Origin of the sequence: Streptosporangium roseum DSM 43021 (assembly GCF_000024865.1) — a bacterium.
Lineage (GTDB): Bacteria > Actinomycetota > Actinomycetes > Streptosporangiales > Streptosporangiaceae > Streptosporangium > Streptosporangium roseum.
Window position 1 is genome coordinate 4,875,047 of record NC_013595.1, and the last position, 21,166, is coordinate 4,896,212.

Annotated in this window: 19 protein-coding genes; 9 read left to right on the forward strand and 10 right to left on the reverse strand. The window is 69.5% G+C overall.

Annotated features, from left to right (window positions below; translation table 11 throughout):
• Positions 1-453 precede the first annotated feature (453 nt).
• Together SROS_RS21190 and SROS_RS21195 are read left to right on the forward strand one after the other, a co-directional pair.
• Entirely contained in the window at positions 454-942 is a 489-nt protein-coding gene (locus SROS_RS21190) for a MarR family winged helix-turn-helix transcriptional regulator (RefSeq protein WP_012890992.1), read from the forward strand.
• On the forward strand, positions 939-2,234 hold the full coding sequence (locus tag SROS_RS21195; protein ID WP_012890993.1) for an MFS transporter: 1,296 nt from the start codon (positions 939-941) through the stop codon (positions 2,232-2,234). Before SROS_RS21190 ends, SROS_RS21195 begins: the two co-directional genes overlap by 4 nt.
• Positions 2,235-2,270: 36 nt before the next feature.
• Here SROS_RS21195 and SROS_RS49725 read toward each other — a convergent pair whose 3' ends face one another.
• The 5 genes from SROS_RS49725 to SROS_RS21215 all read right to left on the reverse strand — a co-directional run bounded on the left by SROS_RS49725 (position 2,271) and on the right by SROS_RS21215 (position 6,580).
• A complete protein-coding gene (locus SROS_RS49725) occupies positions 2,271-2,420 on the reverse strand; it encodes a DUF3703 domain-containing protein (RefSeq protein ID WP_245564688.1) in 150 nt (49 codons plus the stop codon).
• 532 nt (positions 2,421-2,952) lie between these two features.
• The gene (locus tag SROS_RS21200; protein ID WP_012890995.1) at positions 2,953-3,375 is read right to left on the reverse strand and encodes a RidA family protein; all 423 of its coding nucleotides are present in this window, start codon (positions 3,373-3,375) and stop codon (positions 2,953-2,955) included.
• Between the two features lie 41 nt (positions 3,376-3,416).
• A complete protein-coding gene (locus SROS_RS21205; RefSeq protein WP_012890996.1) occupies positions 3,417-4,055 on the reverse strand; it encodes a helix-turn-helix transcriptional regulator in 639 nt (212 codons plus the stop codon).
• Positions 4,052-5,230, reverse strand: a complete 1,179-nt coding sequence (locus tag SROS_RS21210) for a threonine synthase (RefSeq protein WP_012890997.1) — start codon at positions 5,228-5,230, stop codon at positions 4,052-4,054. The genes SROS_RS21205 and SROS_RS21210 overlap by 4 nt, the downstream gene beginning before the upstream one ends.
• A gap of 87 nt (positions 5,231-5,317) precedes the next feature.
• On the reverse strand, positions 5,318-6,580 hold the full coding sequence (locus SROS_RS21215; protein WP_218919888.1) for a dicarboxylate/amino acid:cation symporter: 1,263 nt from the start codon (positions 6,578-6,580) through the stop codon (positions 5,318-5,320).
• Between the two features lie 295 nt (positions 6,581-6,875).
• Here SROS_RS21215 and SROS_RS21220 point away from each other — a divergent pair, with 295 nt between their 5' ends.
• Complete coding sequence (locus SROS_RS21220) at positions 6,876-8,996, forward strand: DUF7824 domain-containing protein (RefSeq protein ID WP_012890999.1); 2,121 nt, start codon at positions 6,876-6,878, stop codon at positions 8,994-8,996.
• On the opposite strand, the gene SROS_RS53055 is transcribed toward SROS_RS21220, so the two are convergent.
• Positions 8,997-9,620 carry a tyrosine-type recombinase/integrase gene (locus tag SROS_RS53055; RefSeq protein WP_342632943.1) on the reverse strand — a complete coding sequence of 208 codons (624 nt, stop codon included), beginning with the start codon at positions 9,618-9,620 and terminating at the stop codon, positions 8,997-8,999.
• Between SROS_RS53055 and SROS_RS53060 the strand changes: the two genes are divergently transcribed.
• Together SROS_RS53060 and SROS_RS47590 are read left to right on the forward strand one after the other, a co-directional pair.
• A complete protein-coding gene (locus tag SROS_RS53060; RefSeq protein ID WP_245564689.1) occupies positions 9,569-9,826 on the forward strand; it encodes a hypothetical protein in 258 nt (85 codons plus the stop codon). The two genes, SROS_RS53055 and SROS_RS53060, sit on opposite strands and share 52 nt — an antisense overlap.
• A 1,130-nt stretch (positions 9,827-10,956) precedes the next feature.
• Positions 10,957-11,622, forward strand: coding sequence for a C39 family peptidase (locus tag SROS_RS47590; protein ID WP_169369328.1), 666 nt, complete (start codon positions 10,957-10,959; stop codon positions 11,620-11,622).
• A gap of 92 nt (positions 11,623-11,714) precedes the next feature.
• Here the strand turns inward: SROS_RS47590 and SROS_RS51045 are convergent, their stop codons facing one another.
• Together SROS_RS51045 and SROS_RS21240 are read right to left on the reverse strand one after the other, a co-directional pair.
• Entirely contained in the window at positions 11,715-11,864 is a 150-nt protein-coding gene (locus SROS_RS51045) for a hypothetical protein (protein ID WP_169369202.1), read from the reverse strand.
• Positions 11,865-12,142: 278 nt separating this feature from the next.
• Positions 12,143-13,369: an MFS transporter gene (locus SROS_RS21240; protein ID WP_245564690.1), complete on the reverse strand. Its 1,227-nt coding sequence runs from the start codon at positions 13,367-13,369 to the stop codon at positions 12,143-12,145.
• A gap of 115 nt (positions 13,370-13,484) precedes the next feature.
• Between SROS_RS21240 and SROS_RS47595 the strand changes: the two genes are divergently transcribed.
• From SROS_RS47595 to SROS_RS21255, 3 genes are all read left to right on the forward strand, one after another.
• The gene (locus tag SROS_RS47595; protein WP_342632944.1) at positions 13,485-14,603 is read left to right on the forward strand and encodes an AfsR/SARP family transcriptional regulator; all 1,119 of its coding nucleotides are present in this window, start codon (positions 13,485-13,487) and stop codon (positions 14,601-14,603) included.
• Positions 14,604-15,053: 450 nt separating this feature from the next.
• The gene (locus SROS_RS46090; RefSeq protein WP_012891002.1) at positions 15,054-18,515 is read left to right on the forward strand and encodes a WD40 repeat domain-containing serine/threonine-protein kinase; all 3,462 of its coding nucleotides are present in this window, start codon (positions 15,054-15,056) and stop codon (positions 18,513-18,515) included.
• Between the two features lie 279 nt (positions 18,516-18,794).
• A complete protein-coding gene (locus tag SROS_RS21255; RefSeq protein WP_245564691.1) occupies positions 18,795-19,049 on the forward strand; it encodes a helix-turn-helix domain-containing protein in 255 nt (84 codons plus the stop codon).
• Positions 19,050-19,401: 352 nt separating this feature from the next.
• Here the strand turns inward: SROS_RS21255 and SROS_RS21260 are convergent, their stop codons facing one another.
• Together SROS_RS21260 and SROS_RS46095 are read right to left on the reverse strand one after the other, a co-directional pair.
• On the reverse strand, positions 19,402-19,599 hold the full coding sequence (locus SROS_RS21260) for a WD40 repeat domain-containing protein (protein ID WP_012891003.1): 198 nt from the start codon (positions 19,597-19,599) through the stop codon (positions 19,402-19,404).
• A 204-nt stretch (positions 19,600-19,803) separates the two neighbouring features.
• Complete coding sequence (locus tag SROS_RS46095; RefSeq protein WP_052316997.1) at positions 19,804-20,346, reverse strand: hypothetical protein; 543 nt, start codon at positions 20,344-20,346, stop codon at positions 19,804-19,806.
• Between the two features lie 515 nt (positions 20,347-20,861).
• Between SROS_RS46095 and SROS_RS21270 the strand changes: the two genes are divergently transcribed.
• Entirely contained in the window at positions 20,862-21,107 is a 246-nt protein-coding gene (locus SROS_RS21270; protein WP_043652527.1) for a tyrosine-type recombinase/integrase, read from the forward strand.
• Positions 21,108-21,166 lie beyond the last annotated feature (59 nt).

The window sequence follows — 21,166 nt, forward strand, 5'->3', positions numbered from 1 at the left end:
AGGAAGGCCTGGGTCAACATCGTCTGACGGCGAGGCGATGGTCATCAGGGGCACCGTCCAAGCCCTCGAGATGATCGCGAGCCACGGGTTCACTCCTCCTTGGCTGGGGAGAAACTCTCGATGGCCTCGTGCAGCACCTTCCTGAGCGTCTCGCTGCCGGTGTGTCCGGAGGTAGGACCGTCTCCGCGCTCTCGGGGGATTGGCATCACCTCGGCGAGGGTGGGGTGAGCCTGTTGCCGGCAAAGTTGCGGAACGAGAAGACGGAGGGCGTACGGAAACGCCTTCGCCCCTCCCTGGAGGTGATCGCCGGAGTCGCCGGCCTGCTTGCGCCGGGCGACGGCCGACGCCGGCCGCGGGCGGGTCGCCTCCCCGGCATGGGGGCCGGCGGTACGTCGCGGGCGCTGTGCGGTCCGATACGGACTTCGATTATCCCAGCGCTGTTATATTAGCGCTATGACATCTTTGGATCCCACCGCGCTACCCGATCCCTGGCACTCCCTGCACGAGCTTCTGGCAGCCATGGACGCCGAGATCGAGCAGGTCTACCTCGAACGTGGCATCGAGGGGGTGCGGCCTCGGTTCGCCTATCCGCTGATCCGGCTCGCTCACACAGGACCGCTGACCATTCGCGAGCTTGCGAAGTCCCTGAACCGCTCGCACTCCGCGATCAGCCAGACCATCGCCGCCATGCGCAAGGAGGATCTCGTCACCTCAGAGCCGGGACCTGACGCCCGCACCCGGCGGATCGACCTGACCGAGCGCGGCCGATCGCTGGTGCCGTTCCTGGAGGCGGAGTGGCGCGCTACCCACGAGACGGTCGCTGAGCTGGACAGCGAGGTCCCGTACGCGATGACCACCGTTGTCGAGGAGCTGCGGCGGGCACTGGAACACCGGTCGATGCGGCAGCGGATCCTCCACCACCTCGTCGAGCCACCGCGATGAGGGGGCGTGTCCGGTTTCTCGACACCCGCCCGCTGCGTAGCAGTCAGTCGTTTCGCGACCTGTGGATCGGCACCTCGGCCTCTCAACTCGGCGGACAGATAGCCAACGTGGCGGTGCTGGCCCAGGTCTGGGACCTGACCGGCAGCCCGGTGGGTACCGGCGCCATCGGGCTCGCCACCGGGCTGCCGATGGTGTTGTTCGGGCTGCTCGGCGGTACGTTGGCCGATACTGTTGACCGTCGTGCGGTGGTGCGGGCCAGCACCGTAGGCCAACTGCTGGCCGCCGTAGGGCTGTGCGCGCAGGCTCTGGCGGGCAACCGAAACGTAGTGCTGCTGCTCGCGCTGGTCGCCATGGGGACGACCTGCAGCGCTCTCGGAGCTCCTGCCCGGCGCGCCTTCCCGGTCCGGCTGTTGCCGGGCGACCAGGTCGCGGCCGGTCTCGCGCTGACCAATGTCTCCTTCCAGGCGGCGATGCTGGCCGGTCCCGCGCTGGCCGGACTGATCATCGCCCGCTGGGATTTCCCTGCCGCATACGCGACCCAGGCCGTGGCCGTAGCAGTCTCGATGCTCGCGGCGGTCCGCCTACCTGCCATGCGGCCCGAAGGCACCGGCGCGGCAGGCGGCAGGCGCCGGCCAAAGCGCGGCGGCTGGCGGATCGTCCTGCGCCGTCCGACGCTGTGGGGCTCGATGGCCACCGACCTGTCCGCGACGCTGCTCGCCATGCCGATCGCGCTCTTCCCGCTGGTCAACGAGATCCGTTTCGAGGGCAACCCGCAGACCCTCGGTCTGTTCCTCTCGGCCGTCGCGGTCGGGGGGATCACGGCCGGTCTGCTCTCCGGCACGGTGACGCGCTGGCGCCGTGCCGGCCTGGTACAGCTGTCCGCAGCCGGTGTATGGGGTCTGGCGCTGGCCTGTTTCGGTCTGGCTGGGTCGTTGTGGCTGGCGCTCGGCTGCCTGGCCGTGGCAGGCGCTGCCGACACCGTGTCGGTAGTCACCCGCAGTGCCCTGGTGCAATTGGAGACCCCGGACGCCTACCGGGGGCGGGTCTCCTCCGTGGAACACGTCATCGGCGTCGCGGGCCCCGAACTCGGCAACTTCCGCGGTGGCCTCTTGGCGTCGGCCACCTCCGCCTCCTTCTCCCTGGTCGTCGGCGGGCTGTCCGCCATCCTGGCGATCGCCGCCGTGGCCGCGACCAATGCCCCCCTTCGCGCCTACCGCACGCCTCCTGCTGCCGTGAAGCCGACCGCCCCTGGGGTCGCCGACGCGGCGGCGGCCGCTGGTCAGGTTTGCTGAGTCGCATCCAGCGTCATCCCTCCTCTGCGGCGCCCGTCAGCCGGTGGCCTGTAGGAGCGCGGCCAGGTCCTCGGGCAGGGGCATGGGTTGGGTCAGGCCTACGAGGGCGAGGCCGGTGCCCTCGGGAAAGCGGCCGAGCGCGGACCCGGGCGCGACGACGATGGTGCGGAACCTCCCCTGAGCCACGACCACCTAGAACCGTCCGCGCCGGTCCATCCAACGGGTTTTCACCGCGGAACCTCGTCCGTCCACTCGGTGGTCACCGAGATGTACGAGGGCGCACTTGGGACTCGAAAGCCCACCAGGCCTGCCGCCGGGTGGAGCGGGTACGCAAAAAGCCGTCACTTGTGAGGGGACGCTGTACCCGCTCCAGGCCACTGACCAGTACTGACGCGGAGATGGAGTTGGAGGCAGCCAGGAGGCCGGTCGCTCGTCCTCGGCGGCTTGCTCATCCGTCAAAAAGAGGCCGCCCGCAAAGCGATCTACCCGGTGGTCGGCACGGCCACGCTGGGCAAGGCGCCGCCACCGACCGCGTCCGAGCCCGCACACGCATGACCTGCTGCTCCGCGATCACCTGCTCGGGGACCACGTCGGCCGACCGCGGGAGCGGCGTCTTCAAGATCTCTGAGGCACACCAAGATCACCCTGCCGGTCCGCACACTCCGTCACCACCGCGTTTGCGCCAGAGCCGGTGACGTACAGTCCCGGGTGGCCTTTCTCAGGAGAGGGCCGCGGTGGCCTGGACCTCGACTGCGGCACCGTAGTGGAGCCGGCTGGCGCCGGTGACGGCGCGAGCGGGGCGGTGCCGGCCGATCCAGTCGGCGTAGATGGCGTCGAACGCCGGCCATTGACCGATGTCGGTGACGTAGACGGTGACCGAGACGAGGCGGGACCGGTCGGTGCCTGCCGTGATCAGGCACCGGTCGAGGTTGTGGAGGACCTGGCGCGCCTGAACGTCGAACGCCTGGTCGCTCAGGGCGGTGCCGTGCTGGTCCACCGGCAGCTGGCCGGACACGTAGACGAGGCCCCCGTGGACGGCGACATGGGAGTAGTGGCCCAGCGGCTGGATCAGGTCTGGGCTGTTGCGCAGGTGCACGGTGTCGCTGCGCTCGGTGGTGTTCGGGGTTGCGGGGTTGGGCATCGTGTTCCTTCGTCGTGATGGCTGGCGCCAGGAATCGGTGGTCAGGACTGCTTGGCGTAGTTGTAGACGGTGCTCCGGGAGACCCCGAGCAGGTCTGCGATGGTCTCGGTGGAACTCCTGGAGGCGAAGTAGCCGTCACGGTGCAGCTGCCTGACAAGGTCTTTCTTGACGGCACGGCTGAGTGCTCGTGGGGTGGCGGCCCGTTCGGCGGCGAACGTCTCGATGACGTCACGCAACTCCCGCGCTGTGCGGTCTCGCAGGGTCTCCAACGCCTCGCCTCGGTGCTCGACCTCGGTCGCCACCAGGTTGGCCAGGGTGAGCGTCATGGGGGAGAGGGTCGACACGTCGAGGTTCAGGCAGAGTGCAGCGACGTAGCGGCCCTCAGCGTTCTTGATCCCGATCGATGTGCTCTTGACCGGACGGCCGTCCGGGAACTGGTTGGGGTAGTTCTGGATCACGCTGGGGTAGTTCGGGTCCGCGATCCGGCGGAGCCCCAGCTCGGTGGCGGAGTCACCCACCTTGCGGCCGGACAGGTTGTTCTCGATGGCGCGGATCGCGTGCTCTGGCCGGCGCAGGTCGTGGAGGACCACTTCACACAGGCCTGGGAACATGCGTCCGATCGCGATCGCGATCTTCTCGGCTTCGAGCAGAAGGTGCTCGTCGGGGTCGTCAGGGTTCACGCGTGGCTCTCCTCGTCTGGATTGCTGTCGGTGTCGAAGACAGCGGCCATCTTCTCTGCGGACTTGAGTCCGGCGCCGGTGAGGATAACGACGGTGGTCTCGTCAGGGCCGATGGCGCCGTCGGCCATGAAGTGATCGAGGGCCGCTGCGGCGACGCTGCTGGTCGGCTCGGCGTACAGACCACGCGAGGCCAGCTTGCGCACGGCTGTACGGATCTGGTCCTCGGTGACCGCCACTGCCGCACCACCTGAGCGACGGATCGCCTCGACGGTCTCCGGGAGCCGGACCGGGTTGGCGATGGAGGCTCCTTCCGCGATCGTCGGGACCCGCGGTCCCCGGCTCCGCGGATCGATCCCGTTCACCGCGTCCGCGATGGTGGCCCAGTGCTCCGGTTGGCCGACCAGAAGTTTGGGGCGTCTGTCGATCTGACGCGCTTCGAGCAGCTCGCTGAACGCGATGTCACAGCCGAGGATGTTGCTGCCCGCACCCGCTACGAGCACGATGTTGTCAGGCGCCCTGAACCCGAGCGACTCCCACATCTCGTAGGCGATCGTCTTGGTGCCCTGCAGAAAGAACGGGTGCCAATTGTGGCTGGCGTAGGGGATCTGCTCAGACTGACGGATCGCCTCGTCGGACACCTGCTCCCGAGTGCCTTCGACGAGTTCGATCTGGGCGCCGTACGCGCGTGCCTGGAGGATCTTGGCGGCCGACGTCGCCGCGGGGACGATGATCTTGGCGTGAATCCCGGCGGCAGCCGCGTAGGCCGCGACCGAGGAGCCGCCGTTGCCGGAGCTGTCCTCAAGGACGTGCGTCTCTCCCTGTCCGCGCAGGTGGGAGATCATCACCGTGATGCCGCGGTCCTTGAAGCTGGAGGTGGGGTTGAACCACTCGAGCTTGAAGTGAACGCGCAGCCCGTTCCAGTCCAGTGGCAGCATGGGGGTGAAGCCCTCTCCGAGACTCACCCGGTGTCGAGGGGAGACCGGGATCGCGGCATGGTAGCGCCAAAGGGAGCGTTCGCTGGTGTCGATCTGGTCGGGCGTGAGCCCTGGCATCGGGCTGAGTGCGAGAGGCGTCCCGTCCTCACCGCGCCAGCGCCGGTCGGTGACCGCGTAACGCCGGCCGGACCTGTCGTAGAGGAACGGGGTATCGATCACGGTGCTGGTGGTGTCGTTCATGGAGCTGTTGAAACCCTTCGGCAGGTGGCTCCCCCCGCGAGGGGAACGTCAGATGAGTGGTCGAGGCACGTGGGATGGGCGGCTGGGTCAGCGCACCGGTTCGGTGGCCGCCGCGGGAACGTCGCCGGCTCGTGTTGTTCCGTGGGTCGTGGTGCCGGTCGTGCCGCGGCCGAGGACGGCGACGGCGACGGCGTTGCCGAGGATGTTCGTCGCGGTCCGGCCCATGTCGAGCAGTTGGTCGATCACCAGCAGCAGCGCGACGCCGGCCGCCGGGACACCGAAGCCGGGAACGACCGCGGCGATGATCACGAGCGCGCCGCGCGGCACGCCGGCCATGCCCTTGCTGCTCACCAGCAGGACGAGGCACATCAGGATCTGCTGGGCGAGGGGCATGTCGATGTCGTAGGCGTTGACCAGGAACACCGACGAGAACATCATGTACATCATCGAGCCGTCGATGTTGAACGCGTAGCCCAGCGGAAGGATCAGGCCGGTCGTCCGCCGATCGACACCGTAGGACGTCAGCGAGCTGATCATCTTGGGGAACGCGGCCTCCGTGCTCGATGTCGAGAACGCGATGAACATGGGCTCGCGCACCGCGGCGAGCAGCCGGAGCACTCCGCGGCCGAGGAACAGGGCCCCCACGGCGATCAGGGCGGCCCACAGGCCTGCCAGTGCGGTGTAGAAACTGACGATCAGCGACCCGTACGTGGCGAAGGCGCCGACACCCTCCGCGGTGAGTGCCGCGGCGACGGCGGTGAAGACGCCGATGGGTGCGAGCGCCATCACGTATCCGGTGACCTTGAGCATTACGTTGGTGAGCTCGTCGATCGCGTCGGCCAGACGGGAGTCGCCGTTGGCGGACTTGAGGGCGAGCAAGGCGACCCCGAAGAACATTGAGAACACAAGGATCTGGATCGGCTTGTTGGAGGCCAACGCCTCGATGAAGCTCTGCGGGACAAGTCCCTCGACGAACGTGGCCGGCGTGACCGGCTCGGTCTCGATGCCGGCCCCGCCTGCCGCCGGGGTCAGGTTCAGCCCGTCCCCCACGCCCATGGCGTGCGCCGCGAGAAATCCGTAGGCGCCGATGAGAAGCGACGCGGAGACGAACCACACCATCGAGCGGGCGAACAGCGACCCGATGCCCGTGGCCTTCGCCATGCCGGTGATGCCACCGACGATCGTCGCGAAGATGAGCGGGGCGATCACCATCTTGATCAGATTGAGGAAGAGGTGCGTCACCGTCTCCAGGACCGCGACGATCTCCTCGCGGCTTGAGGCGAACTGGTAGTGCAAGACCAGTCCCGCTCCGACCCCCAGGACAAGGGCGCCGACGATCAGTCGGCTCATCAGATTCTTCATGCAGCAACTCCAGACGGACGGTGTGACGCACCAGCCGGTGCGAGCGGCGGGGACCGAACGACCGTCACGGAGCAGTGGGCTGCAGGCTTCGCTCCGAGGGAATCGCTCGGTGTGGCCGGCACGCATGTGGTCCCGCCCACTCACAGTCTTAGACAAGAATTGCAGAAATGCAAGAAAATTCTAAGACCACTTCGCGCAGGTCGGATGGGTCTCGTCGCTCGGATGGGTCTCGTCGCCCGGCGACCGGCCCGCCGCCTGGCGCGCCGACCTGGCCGAGCGGCTGGTGCTGCGCCTGCGCGTCTCCGACGACCGCGGCATGGCGCTCGCGCTGGCCCTGCTCCGCGAGACCGGCGTCGAGCCGCCGCCGCACGACCCGCTGCTCGACCACCTGCTGCCGCGCCTGTTCGAGGCCGAAGGCGTGGGGCAGGTGCTCCAGTGGGACGGGGAGCCGCGCGCCGGCTGGCTGGGCGCGCTGGCGGCGCTGGCCGAGGCGGGCCGGGTGAAGCGCGAGGCGCTGATCGAAGGCTGCGTACGCCGCTTCCTGCGCGGCGGTACGGCCATCGACCTGCGGTTCTTCGTCCGCCTGCACGAGATGCTGGACCCCTCGCCTGCCGAGGCGGCCTCCCACGCTCGTGACTACCTGCGTCTGCTGCCCGCATCCCCCGGCCCGGTCGCCGAGCTGGCCATGAGGCGCCTGCGCGCCTACGACGCTCTCACCGCCGACGACCTCGCCGAGGCGTGGGAGGCGCTGCTGCTGCGCCCCGAGCGCAAGCTGGTGCGCGCCGGGCTGGCGTGGCTCGACCGTTCGGTACGGCGTACGCCCGCGCTGGCCGAGGTGATTGCCGCTCCGCTGGCCCGCGCGTTCGCCGCCGACTCCGCCGAGCTTCAGGAGAAGGCCGTCGAGGTGGCCCTCGCCCATGCGGGCGGCATGAGCGAGGAGGGGCGCGCCACCGTGCGCGAGGCGATCGAGCTGCTCGCGCCCCACCTCGGCCACCGGGCCGCCACGGCGTTCGCGGGTGGCACGGTGGCCGGAACCGGGCCCACGTTCGTGCCACCGCCGCTGCCCGCCGCGCCCGAACGCGCCTGCGGTGTCGCGCCCCCGATCGAGGCCGTCGAGGAGCTCAGCCGGCTGATGAGGGAGGGGGCGCGCTCCTGGCGCGCGTGGGAGCGGCTGCTCGCCGGCTTCGTCACGCTCGTCGGCCGTGACCGGGCGGGTGTGGCGGCGGCACTGCGCCCCTGGCTGCTCGACGGGCTCACCTGGGAGTACCGCCAGGAGAGCTGGGAGCGGGCCGACCAGTGGCTCCGGGGCGCCGCCCGTTCTCTGACCGCGACCGCGCCGACCCCGCGTGCCTGGCAGCGCCTCATGCCGAAGGCGGACCTGGCCGCCCCGCAACTGCTCCTGCTGCACCGCGGGGCCGAGATCCTTCGGGCCGTCGAGGAGGACACCCTCCCCCCACTGCTGCTGGCCACGCCCACGCACAGCACCGGGCACGTGGCGGCGGCCGAGATGGTCCGGCGGCTGGAGGTCATCGAGGCGGCAGGGGCCAAGCCGCTGGCCGCCGACCTCCAACAGGCGCTGCTGCGCCTGCCGCGCACCCCGGATCCCGAAGCGGCGGAGCGGGCGGCCCGCCTGACGTCCGCGGCGGGCAAGATTCTCGCCGCCTGGACCTGCCCGGAGGTCGAGATCGAGCTGGAGTGGACCTGCGGGAGCGACGGCGGCGACCACGACTGGCACGACCGGAGCCACCACCACGAGGTGCGCCTGGTGCCGACGGCCACCGCCGTCCCCGTCGGTCTCCCACTGGTCGACCTGATGCTCGGCGTTCTCCGGCACTGGTCCCAGGCCGAGCACCGCGAATGGTGGCCTTCGACACTGCCCTCGCACCGCGAGGTCGCCACCGCCTACCTCATGCAGCACGTGCTCAGGCGCTTCTGGGACGAATCTTTCGTCGGGCCGGAGCAGGCCCGCGATCTCGCCAGGGCCGAAGGACCGGCCGGGGCGGCGTTCTCGGCGCTGCTCGCCCGCGTCCTGGGCGACCCGCAAATGCCCGAGTCGGTCGACGTGCTGCTGGAGGTCGCCGCGCGCGGCGAGCTGCCCGCGGCCGAGATCGGCCGCCAGGCCGGGCTGCTCGTAGCCGGTGGCGAGGTCAGGATGATCGACATGGTCGCCGAGCTCGACGCCGTGGCCAGGCGGGGCGCCCCCGCGCACGTCTGCCGGATCACCGCCGCGGCGCTGCCCGCGCCGGGCGAGCGCCCGCGCAACGGCCTGGCCGGGTTCGTCACGCTCGCCGCCGCGCCGGGCTGGTCGCGGCTCGCCGTCCGCCGTGCCCAGGTCGGCGCGCACGCGCTGACCACCGTCTCGGCCCGGAACTCCTATGGTTCCGGCGAGCCGCCACTCGGTTGATCAGTGGGTGCGGCGGCGGGGTGCCAGGACTTTGGTGACCTTGGCGATGGCTTCGGCGCCGGGTTTGACGTAGCGCATGGCGGTGCGGGGGTTCTTGTGGCGGGTCTTGCCCATGATGAGCTGCAGCGGGATCTCGGCGTCGCCGAGGTGGGTGGCGGCGCTGTGGCGCAGCCGGTGCAGATCCAGCCCGGCGTACTTGTCCAGCAGGGCGCGGGCGCGGTCGTAGCCCAGGCGGGCGCGGCCGGTGTGCGGGCAGATGTCGGCGGCCGCCGGACGGCGGGCGGGGACCGGGCGGCGTTCGGACAGGAACAGCGGGCCGTGGGTGCGCGTGCTGCCGTCCGGGAGCCGGAGCAGGCGGGGCAGCAGATGGGCGGTGCCGCTGTCCCAGTACACCCACTCGACGGCGCCGCCCTTGGAGCGGACGGGGGCGCGGCGGTGCTCCAGGTCGAGGTCCTCGACGTTCAGGGCGAGGATCTCCGCGGCCCGGGCGGCGGTTTCGTAGAAGCATCCGCCACAGCGTCTTCTCGCGCAGCGGGATGTCGCGGCGCGACAGCAGCCGGTGGAGGGTGGTCTTGGCGACCGCGCGGGTCTCGTCGGCGCTCTCCTTGCGGCGTTCGGCCTCAGCCGGGACCGACGGGGCGGCCCAGTGCTTCTTGGTCTGGCACCAGACGAGCCAGGAGGTGACGGCGGCGCGGTTGCGGTTCCAGGTCGCCGGCGCGCTCATCCCCCACAGCTCGGTGAGCGCGGCGCCGATCTCGGCGTCGGCGACGTCGGCGAGCGGCCGGTCGCGGCCGAGCAACTCGATGGTGCGGTCGATGGCGGAGGCGTAGGCGCGGTGGATGTTGGGGTTGGCCGTGCGCGGGATCGCGAGGAAGGCGTCAGCAGCCACAGCGAGGCTGACGCCTCCGCCGCGCAGGGCGGCGATCTTCGGCGCGGCGCTCATGCCGGTCACCGCGCGACGCCTGCGGCGATGTACCGGATAACGTGTCGGAGTCGCGCATCGCCCCGGCAAGAGTTGCGCCTGGTCGTCGCGCCATCATGATCGCTTATGCACATGACAATAGGTGATTATCGCGTACATCTAAGCGATCATTACCTTACCTCGACGGCCCCTTATATCCCTTTTATCTACTCTTGTACGATCAAGCGGCTTTTGTTGATCTTTATGACAGGAGGTCGGGGGGACTATCCCCGAAGGGTCCGCCACGCCGCACCGTTAATGCGGCCGGGAAGGCTGCGATTCGCGGGGGCTCTGCATGGCCTTGACCTGCGGCGGGAGAGCCTTAGCGTTCGATCTCAGCCGGATGGCCCCGAGACCCCAAGAAAGCCTGGAGTTCCCGCGACCCCAAAGGTCGACGTTGGACCGTTGGGGTGGTCTGGGAGGTTATGCCCCCTTGGGTTCACCGAACCCAAGGTCGTTCATGGCCGGCCGATCTCGGAGCTGTACCAGGCAGTGCCCAGGACACGGCGACGGCGACCGGCTCGGCCCGGCGAGCGGCTGGGGACGCCTGAGCTGGTGTACGGAGCCAACCCCCGCGTGATCAGGCGTTCTCTGTCAGGGCAACGCTCGACACCGGACCAAGGCGTCCATGGAAGGGCCGGCCACACGCCTCCTCATCTTCACCACCACTACAAAAACCTCAACGAAGAGGAAGAGGCTTCACCGATCCCGAGATCCCTTCAACTGCTGGACCGACGTCTTCTGTACGGAGAACGCCCAGGTCCTGGAGCTATGGCGACGATGGAGGGCTCAGGGAACTGTGGGGTTATTCCTTAAGTAGAGACAGGCGAAGAACGGTGTGAGCAAGGGCCGCTGGGCTTCTGCCCTTCCACAGCGTGTGCAGGGATGTGCGCCCAACTCCAGCACTGTCAACTTCGTCAAGCCGATCGTCGCGGCAGACAAGATCACATAGGGTGCCGAACAGAACTTTTCATGACTAACCCCCCGGAGATAGCCCGCGTGAAGAAGTTTCTGGCAAGCGCAGCCCTGACCTCAGCCTTCATCGCCCTCCATCCAGCGAGCGCGCTGGCCACCCAAGCCCCTGCCAGTAGCGCCACCGCGCAAGCGTCCGCGTCGCCTACGCGGGCCAAGCTCACGATCAAGGGCGTCTTCCAGGCCACGGAGTATTGGTGCGCCCCGGCATCGGCTTCGGTCGCTCTGCGCACGCTCGGTATCAAGGTCAACCAAGCCACCTTGGCCAAGAAGATGCGAACCAACAAGGACGGCTCACTCGCCGATAACATCCTGCGGGTGCTGAACGCATACTCCAAGAAGACCGGGTACACCTATGTGCCCTCATCGGACGCGTACAGCTCCAAGCGTCTGGGCCAGCGGCTCGCCCACAGCATCGGCACCCTGGGCAAGGCCGTTCCGGTCCAGGTCTTCCTCGACCGGCTTCCCTGGTACAGGGACGTCGACTTCGGCCGGAAGAACGTCGGTCACGTCATGATCGTTCACGGCTATGACAAGGAGGCGAAGACCTTCATCGTCTGGGATCCCAATAACTACACGGGTGACGGCGGCGAGCACCGCATCACCTGGGCACAGCTCGCGAAGGCCTCCTTCTCGACCAACCCCGCTCCCGGTTACAGCCGCTGGGGCATCTACCAGCCCGTCAAGAAGTAGAAGGCGCCCGGCTGGGGCTGCGATGGCACCGCTCTGGGTCGTCCCTTCCCGTAGGCGCTCGGGAAGGGCAGGTCGCGGGCTCGTAGCCCGGGCTACGGACACGGCTGAGCGAACAATCCCGGCTCGATCTCCGCGAGGATGCCCAGGCCGGCGAGGCGTTTGAGCTTGGCGCGGGTGCTTTCGATGTTCTGCCGGGCCAAGGGCAGGTCGAGGACCAGGACGGGGCGGGACCATCCGACCACACTGTGGCATTGACGGCATCGACTAGCGAACCGCCCTCTCACGGCTCCAGAGGTCACGAACTGTGGCGATAGAGATCTTCGATCATCCTAGAACCCGAGTATCCGCAGGTCAGGGATAGGTACGTTGGATTCTCGGCCCAAACTGGCCTGTCGTTAACGAAGCTGTCACCAGGTACACGCGATTGCGTTATCCCTGCTCAGAGCCGCCTGAACCTGGAGATGGCCAACTGTGCGATCAACGCGCCGCTCGGTCGCGGCGGTCGGGTTCTTGGTCGTCGTCATGATGACGCCTTTCGTGTCGAAGCGTTGGGTAGTGGTCGTTCGTTCGGCGGTTCAGCGAAGGGCGGGGACGGGCTCCTCGGTGATGGGGTGGCCGGGGTGGTGCGGCGGGCGATGGTCAGGGCGGCGAGGATGCCTGCGAGGGTGAGTGCGGCCGCGACGTAGACCGCGTTGCGCAGGCCGTCGGAGGTGGCGGCGCGCAGCGCCTCGCCGGTCAGGCCGGTGAGCCCGGAGGCGGAGACGCTGACCAGGATGGCCAGGCCCACGCCGGTGCCGATCTGGAGGGCGGTGTTGGCCATGCCCCCTGCGGCGCCCTGGTCCTTGTCGGCCACGCCGGTGCCCGAGATGCCGAACATGGTCGGGTAGATCGTTCCCATGCCCGTGCCGTACACGACCAGGCCGGCGAGGATCGTCCAGTACGAGCCGTCGGTGCGCATGCCTGCGGCCATCAGCGCGCCGCCGGCGGAGCCGAGCAGCAGGGCGATGATCAGGGTAGCGCGGGCGCCAATGCGGTTGATCAGTCGTTCTGCGACGAAGTTGGCGATGCCGATCACCACGGAGAGGCTCAGGAAGGCCAGCCCTGCCTGCAGTGCCGAGTAGCCGAGCACGTCCTGGACGTACAGGGTGAGGAAGTAGACCAGGTTCTGCATGGTGATGCCGAAGGCGAGGATCACCAGCAGGCCGGCGCGGAGGTTGGGGTTGGCGAACAGCCGCAGCGGCATCAGCGGGTGCCTGGTGCGGGCCTCGATGATGACGAACGCGGTCAGCAGCGCCACGGCGAGGACGGCGGAGGTGAGGACGGAGGTCGCGTTCCAGCCGACCTCGGGGCCCTGGGCGATGGCGAAGACGAGCAGGGTCAGCCCGGCCGTTCCGGTCAGGGCGCCCGGGATGTCGAAGCCGCGTCCCCGTTCGCGCGGGCCGTCCACGTCGAGCAGGGCGAACGCGCCCACGGCGCCCGCCACGACCAGCGGCACGTTCACCAGGAACACCGCCTCCCAGCCGAACGCGTGGGTCAGCACACCGCCGAGCAGGGCGCCCAGGCTCAGCCCGCCCGCGCCTGCCCCGGCCCACACGGCCAGGGCGCGTACGCACTCGCGGCCTTCGGTGAATCTGGTGGTGACCAGCGAGAGCGTGGCCGGGAACAGGACGGCGCCGCCGATTCCCTTGATCGACGACCTGTGGGGTGACGCGCCGCCGCGCAATCCGTCCGGGGCACTACAGGTCAAGGTCTCGCAGCTACGCCGCGCCCTGGACGAGGCCGAGCCAGGCGCCAGGGACCTGGTGTCCTTCGAGGCGGCCATGGGGTACCGGCTTCGGATCGATGCGGAGGCCGTCGACGCGATGCGGTTCACCGGGCTGCTGGCGCGGGCGCGCGAGGCGCCCAGCCCGCGTTCACGGGCGGGCCTGCTGACCGAGGCGCTTGAGCTGTGGCGCGGGCCGGCCTACGCCGACTTCGCCGACGAGGAGTTCGCGCGGCTGGCGATGGCGTTCCTGGAAGAGCAGCGGCTCACCGCCCTCGAGGAACGGGCGGAGGCGCGCCTGAAGATCGGTGAGCTGGGTGCCCTGGCGGGCGAACTGGGCGACCTGGTGGAACGCCATCCGCTGCGCGAACGCCTCCGCGCCGCGTACATGCGCGCCCTGTACGGCACCGGCCGGCAGAGCGACGCCCTCGAGACCTACGCCGACCTGCTGACGCGGCTGCGTGAGGAACTGGGCCTGGACCCAGGGCCGGAGATCGCCGGACTCCACCGCCGGATCCTCGAGCAGGACCCTGCCCTGGCCACTACGCCAGGGGCGGCGCCGCGGACGAACCTGCCCGCGCAGATCAGCGAGCTGGTCGGGCGTGAGGAGGCGATGGCCCAGGTCCAGGCGCTGCTGAAGTCGGCCAGGCTGGTCACTCTCACCGGCCCAGGCGGTGTCGGCAAGACGCGGATGGCCCTGGAGACCGCCGCTGGAGTCGCCCCTCTCCCCGGCCGACACCGGGGCGGCGACCCTCCGCAGGTTCAGCGCCGTCCGGTTGTTCGAGGCACGCGCGGCGGCCGCCGTTCCTGGGTTCGTGATCGACCACGCCAACGCCCGAGCGGTCGCGGCGATCTGCCGCCGGCTGGACGGCGTCCCGCTGGCCCTGGAGCTGGCGGCCACCCGCCTGCGCGCACTGGACGTCCACGACCTGGCCGAACGGCTCGACGACCGGTTCCGGCTGCTCTCCTCTGGACACCGCGGCGCCCCGGCACGGCAGCGGACCCTGCGCGCGATGATCGACTGGAGCTGGGAGCTGCTGTCCGAGCCGGAACGCCTTGTCCTGCGGCGCCTCGCCGTACACACGGAGGGCTGCGCGCTGGAGGCAGCCGAGGAGATCTGCGCGGACGGCGGCGACGTGGCGCCAGAGGACGTCCTCGACCTGCTGGCCCGCCTCGTCGACCGTTCGATGGTGGTCAGGGCCGGTGGGGTGGGCAGTAGCCGCTACCGGGGGGAAGCTCAGATCTCCTGGAACATCCCCGGCAACCTGAGCGAGATCACGCGAGTGGTCGAAGCCTGCGCCGATAACGACCTGATGGTCTTCCCCGAAGGAGCCCTGTCCGGCTACGGCGCCGACCTGACGCCGCTTTCCCGGCTGAATCCGGCCGAGTTGGAGGCGGCCATCACCGAACTCGCCGAGGTAGCCGCGCGAACCGGTGCCCACGTGATCTGGAGGGCAGACCAAGTACGGGAGAAAGGTCATGCCCCCGCCGCCTACTGTGCCGAGGTCAGAGGCATGACTGTCCCTTTCTCCCGTACTTGGTCTGCCCCCCACGTAGGGGAGAGCGGGGGCTACGGCGTCAGCACGATCCTGCCTATGTCAGCGTTGGGCCGTGGACGTCGGGTGACGGCCGCACTTTCGCGCGGAGATCGCCCGCGTCAGAATAAATCATGGTCTGCAGCCCCCTCATCGAGGGCGACCCCCAGCGCATCGGCGGCTACGCATTGGCGGGCAGGCTGGGCGTGGGTGGTCAGGGCGTGGTGTTCGAGGGTTACGGGCCCGATGGCGCCCGGGTGGCGATCAAGGTGCTGCACGCCGACATGTCCGCGCTGCGGCCCCTGGACGGCGAGGTGGCAGCGCTGTTACGGGTGGCGCCCTTCTGCACGGCCCGGATCGTCGGCTTCGACCTCGACGCCGACCGGCCGTACATCGTCAGCGAGTTCGTCCCCGGAGCCAGCCTGCGTGCGATCGTCCAACAGCACGGGCCGTTGCGGGGTGACGAGCTGCACCGGCTCGGGGTGGGGATCGCCACCGCGATGGTGGCCATCCACAGGGCCGGGGTCGTGCACCGCGACCTCAAGCCGGACAACGTGTTGCTGAGCCCCGACGGTCCCCGCGTGATCGACTTCGGCATCGCCAGGCTGCTCACCGGCGCGGCCACGTCCGGCGTCGTCGGCACCCCGCTGTATATGGCGCCCGAGGTCCTGCACGGCGCACCCGCCGACCGGGCCGCCGACGTGTACGGCTGGGCGGCAGTGATGCTGTTCGCCGCCTCTGCGCGGCCGCCCTACCGGGCCCAGGCGTCAGCCGCCGGACTGCCCGAGCCGCTCCGCTCGCTCGTCCTGTCCGGGCTGGCGGCACGCCCGGAAGCCCGGCCGGAGGCCCGCGACGTGCTGCTGCGGCTGCTCGAACACCGACCGGACCCGGCTCGCCTGATGGAGGCGGGCAGCAGGGCGGCGGGCACGGTCGGCCCACGCGGCAACGGCGTGGATCCGCCGCTGGGCGAGCGCGCCGAGCAGGTGTTCGCCGCCCTCCCCGCGCCCGAGCGAGCCGCAGTGCCCGGCGTGTTGCTGCGCCTGATGGGTCCGGGCGATCAGCTCAGGACCGCGCCGATGGCCGAGCTCGGTGACAACGACCCGGCCGTCCGCGCCGTCGTCGAGGCGCTCTGCATGGAGGGCATCCTGCTGCGCTCTGGGACCGGCGTCTCCATCGCCGCTCCCGCGCTGCCCGTGGCCTGGCCTCGGCTGGCCGACTGGCTGGCGGAGGAGCGTCCGGGACAGGCCGACCACCACCGGCTGGGCGAGGCCGCACGGATGTGGGCGGCGAACGGCCGCAAGGACGCCGATCTCGACCAGGGCTCTGCCCTCGAACGCGACAACCGCTGGGCGGCAGAGGCCAGAAGGAACCTGCGGCTCAACGCCGTCGAACGGGACTTCCTGGCCGCCTCCGCCGCCCTGGCCGGCCGTCGGGTACGGCGCAGGCGGCTCCTGCTGGTCACGCTGGCCGTACTGCTGTCACTGACGGCGGTCCTGGCCACGCTCGCCGAGACCCAGCGCCGGGTCGTCACCGCGCAACGCGACGAGGCGATCGCCCGCAGCGTGGCGGCGCGGGTCCCCTCCTTACGCACGCTAGCGCCGTCGACCGCGTTGCTTGCCGCCGTGGCCGCCTGGCGCGTCTCGCCGGTAGCGGAGGCGCGGCTGACCCTGCTGTCGTCGCTCGGCCAGCCGGACGTGCTGATACAGGTGAAGGGTGCGTACGTCGCGGTCTCGGATCAGGGCCATGTGCTGTCGTGGAACAGCAACTGGGCCGAGGTCTGGGACACCGGCTCACGCGCGAAGGCCGGCACGATCCGCTCACCGGGCTGCTGCGCGAACGCCTTCCTCAGCCCCGACGCCTCCAAGCTCCTGGCCATCGACGCGTCCCAAACCATCACCCGCGTCTTCGACGTGCGCAGCGGCAAGCGCCTCGGCGAGGCCGCGGCGCCGGGCAACAGCGCAGTCTTCAGTGCCGGCGGCAGCAGGGCGGCGACTTTCACCCACCAATCCGACAGGCCCATCTCCGTATTCGACCTGACCCGCGGCACCGAGCTGGCCTCGCTGTCGAGGAAGGACGTCTGGACGATCGGCCTGAGCCCTGACGGTTCCACGCTGGCGATCGCCACGGAAGGTGGCAGGGTGGAGCTGGTCGACGTCGTGTCGGGACGCACGTCCCGGGAGTTCACGGTCCCCAAGCCGGTCGACGAGGAGACCTGGCTGCGCGAGCAGGCGAACATCGACATGCTGCGGTTCACCGCGGATGGGACCACCCTCGTGTCGAACACAGGCGAGCTCAGGTTCTGGGACGTCGCCTCCGGCTCTGAGCGGGCCGATCACGCGGGCAACGGCCTCGCCGCGCACGTGTTCGCCCTCGACGCGAGCGGCCGGTGGATGGCGACGGCTGACGGGCAGAGCATCCAGCTCTGGAACCTCCCCAGCAACCGCTCCATGACCGTCATGTCCCCACTGCCCGGGTTGATCGACGCGCTCGCCTTCACCGCGGACGGGCGCGGCCTGTCACTCCTGCCGCGGGGGCTCGAGGCGCGGATGATCGACCTCGCCCCGTACACGACTCCCCCGCGGTTGTACGGCATGGGCGAGGAGGCCACGAGCGCCGCCATTTTCCCACGAGCCGGTCGCGCGGCCACGGTGGCACCGGATGGCGTACGTGTCTGGGACCTGCGCTCCCTCCGCCAGATCGGGCCCGCGACCGTGTTCACTTCCATGCCGAAGAGCACCTCACCGTGCGGCGGCTCCGATGACGGCCCCTTCCAGGCGGTGAGTCTCAGCCCTGACGGAAGCTTCCTAGCGGTAATCACCCCAGGCGACGCCGTCCGCGTCAGCGAGGTCGCCACGGGCCGTCTGGTGGTCAGACTGCCCCTGCCGCAGGGGCAACACGTCGCCTTCAGCCCCGACGGCCGCACCCTCGTAGCCTCCGGCATCCGCCGCGCACCACCCGAATGCGACGAAGAGCTCATCATCCAGACCTGGAACGCGGACTCCAGATGGCGGCTTACCTCCACGACACCCGGGGCGCGAGGCCCGCTCGCCTTCACCCCGGATAGCGCGAAACTGGTGGCCCTGGACAACGACGGCATGGTGCTCATCGACCCCGCAACCGGCAGGATCACCCGGCGCATCGACACCAGCCGCCTCACGATCAGCCTGCTCGGCCTCGCCTCGGACCCCCGCTACGCCCTCCTCGACTCCCGTGCCCTGTATCCCGTCGATCTGACCACAGGACAACTCCTCGACTCCCCGCTGGCGGGAAAGCACAGCGCGGAATCCATCGCCTCGTCCGGAGACGGGCGAACCCTGGCCATGGAGGACCGGAGCCACCGGATCCGGCTGCTCGACACCGTCACCGGCGACGTCACAGACCTGCCCCTCCCGGGCGTGCCCGACCCTGTGCGAGCCCTGGCCTTCTCCCTTGACGGCCGAACCCTCCACGCCCTGACCAGCACCGGCATCGTCTACACCCACGTCACCGACCCCGACAGCGCCGCAACCCTGCTCTGCACCCGCGCAGGAGGGCAACTGGCTCGGACGGAGTGGGAGAGATACATCCCGCAACTGCCCTATCGTGACGTCTGCTAGTGTCATGCGCCTGAAATTCGTCGGCAATATTTAGCGAGGGATTCAAGGATCTCATCGGCGGTCGCGGGCGAGGTTCAGGTCCGCGGCCAGGCGGCCGCGCAGCCACGCCGCGTGTCTGGCCGCTTCGACCGCTCGGCGGCGGGCTCGGTGCGCGGTCTGGCGGCAGGGGGTTCCGCAGTAGCGGGCCGGGCGGCCGGTGCGGGCTTGCTCGATTGGCGCGTTGCACACGGGGCAGGCCGGGCCGGCCGGGGCGGCGGTGTTCACCACGCACCGCCTTGGGTGGCGGCCGTCGACGGCACCCGCGAGGGCCTGGCTGCGGCCAAGGCACGCGGCCGGGTCGGCGGCCGCCCCACCGTGGTCACCCCCGACCTGCTGCGCGCCGCCCGGGACATGCTGCCCAACCCCGAACACTCGGTGATCTCGATCGCCAAACTCCTCGGCGTGAGCCCGGGCACGCTCTACAACCACATCCCCAACCTGCGCGAGCTGCGCGTCGCTCGCCGCCCGGCCGAGTTGGAAACAGGCAGTCGATGATCCGCACTCCCGATCAGCGCGGTCTCTGACCAACCCGTTGCCCCTTTCCTGCGTACTTGGTCTGCCCCCCGGGTTGAGGAACAGCGGAACAGCCGTTGGCGGTGAGAAAGATCTTATTTCTCGTTGTGGCGCTGAGCTGGTCCAATGTGAAAGGACCAGGTGATCAGGGCCCGCTGACGCGAGGACCCGGTCTCGGGAAACACCGCCCCGACGCCCTGCATGGCCTTCCGCGACCTGCGTCGGAGCGGCTTACCGCCAACGGCTGTTCCGCTGTTCCTCAACCCCGGTCCTGAAGGCGGCGGATGCGCTCATACAAGAACTCCCGGCTGGGCCACAATTCGGCCGTCAACGCCTACAGCCGGACGGTGCCGTCATCACCGGCGGTGGCAAGCAGGTGTCCGTCGGGGTGGAAGGCGAGCGCGCCGACGCCTGCCGCGTGGCCGGCGAGGGGGTCGCCGACCGGCTGGCCGGTGTCGGGATCCCACAGTCGGGCGGTGCCGTCTTCGCCGGCGGTGGCCAGCAGATGGCCGTCAGGGTGGAAGGCGACCATAACGAGGCCTGCCGCAGTGCGAGCGTCTTCATGGCCTGGTCGGAGTCGGTGAGCCAGTCCATGGCGTTCAGCGCGGCGCGTACGGCGGCGCGCAGGTCCGGTGCCCGTTCCCGTGCGGGAGGTTCGGGCGCTGCGGTGAGCCGACGACGGCGAGGGGGCATGCTTCCTCCTCCGGCCGGAAAAACGAAGTTCTTATGGGATGAGCTATGAGGCGAGCAGGTCGAAATGGAAGCCGGCGATCAGGAGTACGGCCGCCACAACGCGGATGTGAACCGCGCGAGGATGCATGAAGATCGCAGGCAGCTTCGCGCACACCTTGTCGATGAGGAGCACGGTTCCCGCCACGGCCAGCGGGGCCAGACAGAGCAGCGTGACGACGACGACAATCTTGAGGAGACCGACGAGCACGTTCAAGCCGGGGACACCGGCCGGGACGGGAATGTCGATGCTCCATGCGATGTCCCATATGGCGATCCAGCTAAACGCCAGTACAAACGCACCGACCGAAAACGAGTAGACCAGCGCGCGGCTCCAGAGAGCCTGGATCAGGGCGTGTAGCCGGTCTGCGAACGACGTGAGACGCTCGGGACCCGCGATGTCGAGCAGGATCGTCATCCCGCTGACGAAGGCCGCGATCTTCCCGGCTCTGCCCCACCAGATCATCGGCAGGCCGAACATGTCGTTTCCCAAGGTGGACTCGCCGTCCAGCCACATCTGCCAAGCCTCGAAGTAGCCGATGTCCGCCACGACCGGAGCGTATGACCCGCCTCACCGCCTGACCAGCATCCTGCTCTGACGAGCCCGAAGGGGTACGGGGTGAGGCGGGGGAAAGGGAGACTGGGCGGCGGGGTCTCGACGCCTCCCCGCCGACCAGTAGAACGCCACTGACCCGGGCGGACTCAATCGCGTGTACCTGGTTGCACGAGTCTTACCGACACCCCGACTTGCCCCGGGATGATCATGAGGAAATGCGGGGCCGTCCTCAGTGCTTCCGCTCGGGTGCCGACGCGACCGGGCGTCGTCGCAAGGGCCCTGAGGGCCGTCGTCGAATCCGGCGGTCAAGGCGCAGCCGAGCGCAGCGAAGGATGCGGCCTTGAGGGCCGGGGAGCGACGGCCATACTCGGGGTGCTGGGACTGTTTCCGCAGGATTGAACGCTAAGACCGACCGGCACGTCCTGAGCTGCGGGAAGTCGGCATCCAAGCCTCGGAAAAGCCCTCTCGATCGGGGTCTTCGGAGACTACTGACCCCACGCTGACCAGCAGTGGAAGGCTTAACGTTCAATTCCGGCCCGATAGTCCCAAGACCCCACATCTACGCCGGCCTCGACCTCCACCAGCTGCGCCACAGCGCCGCCACCCACCTCGGCGAAGCCGAGATCCCCCTGCAGCTCATCATGGGCAAGACCCGGCACAAGAACCCTCGCACCGCTATGCGCTACGTCAAACCTGGTGCTGAGGCCATCGCCAAGGTCACCGAGGTCCTGGCGCCCCGTCGCCGTACTCACTGATCAGCTGAGTGGCGGCTTGCCGGAGCTGTAGGAGTTCCAGGCCGTCACCCGCGACGGCC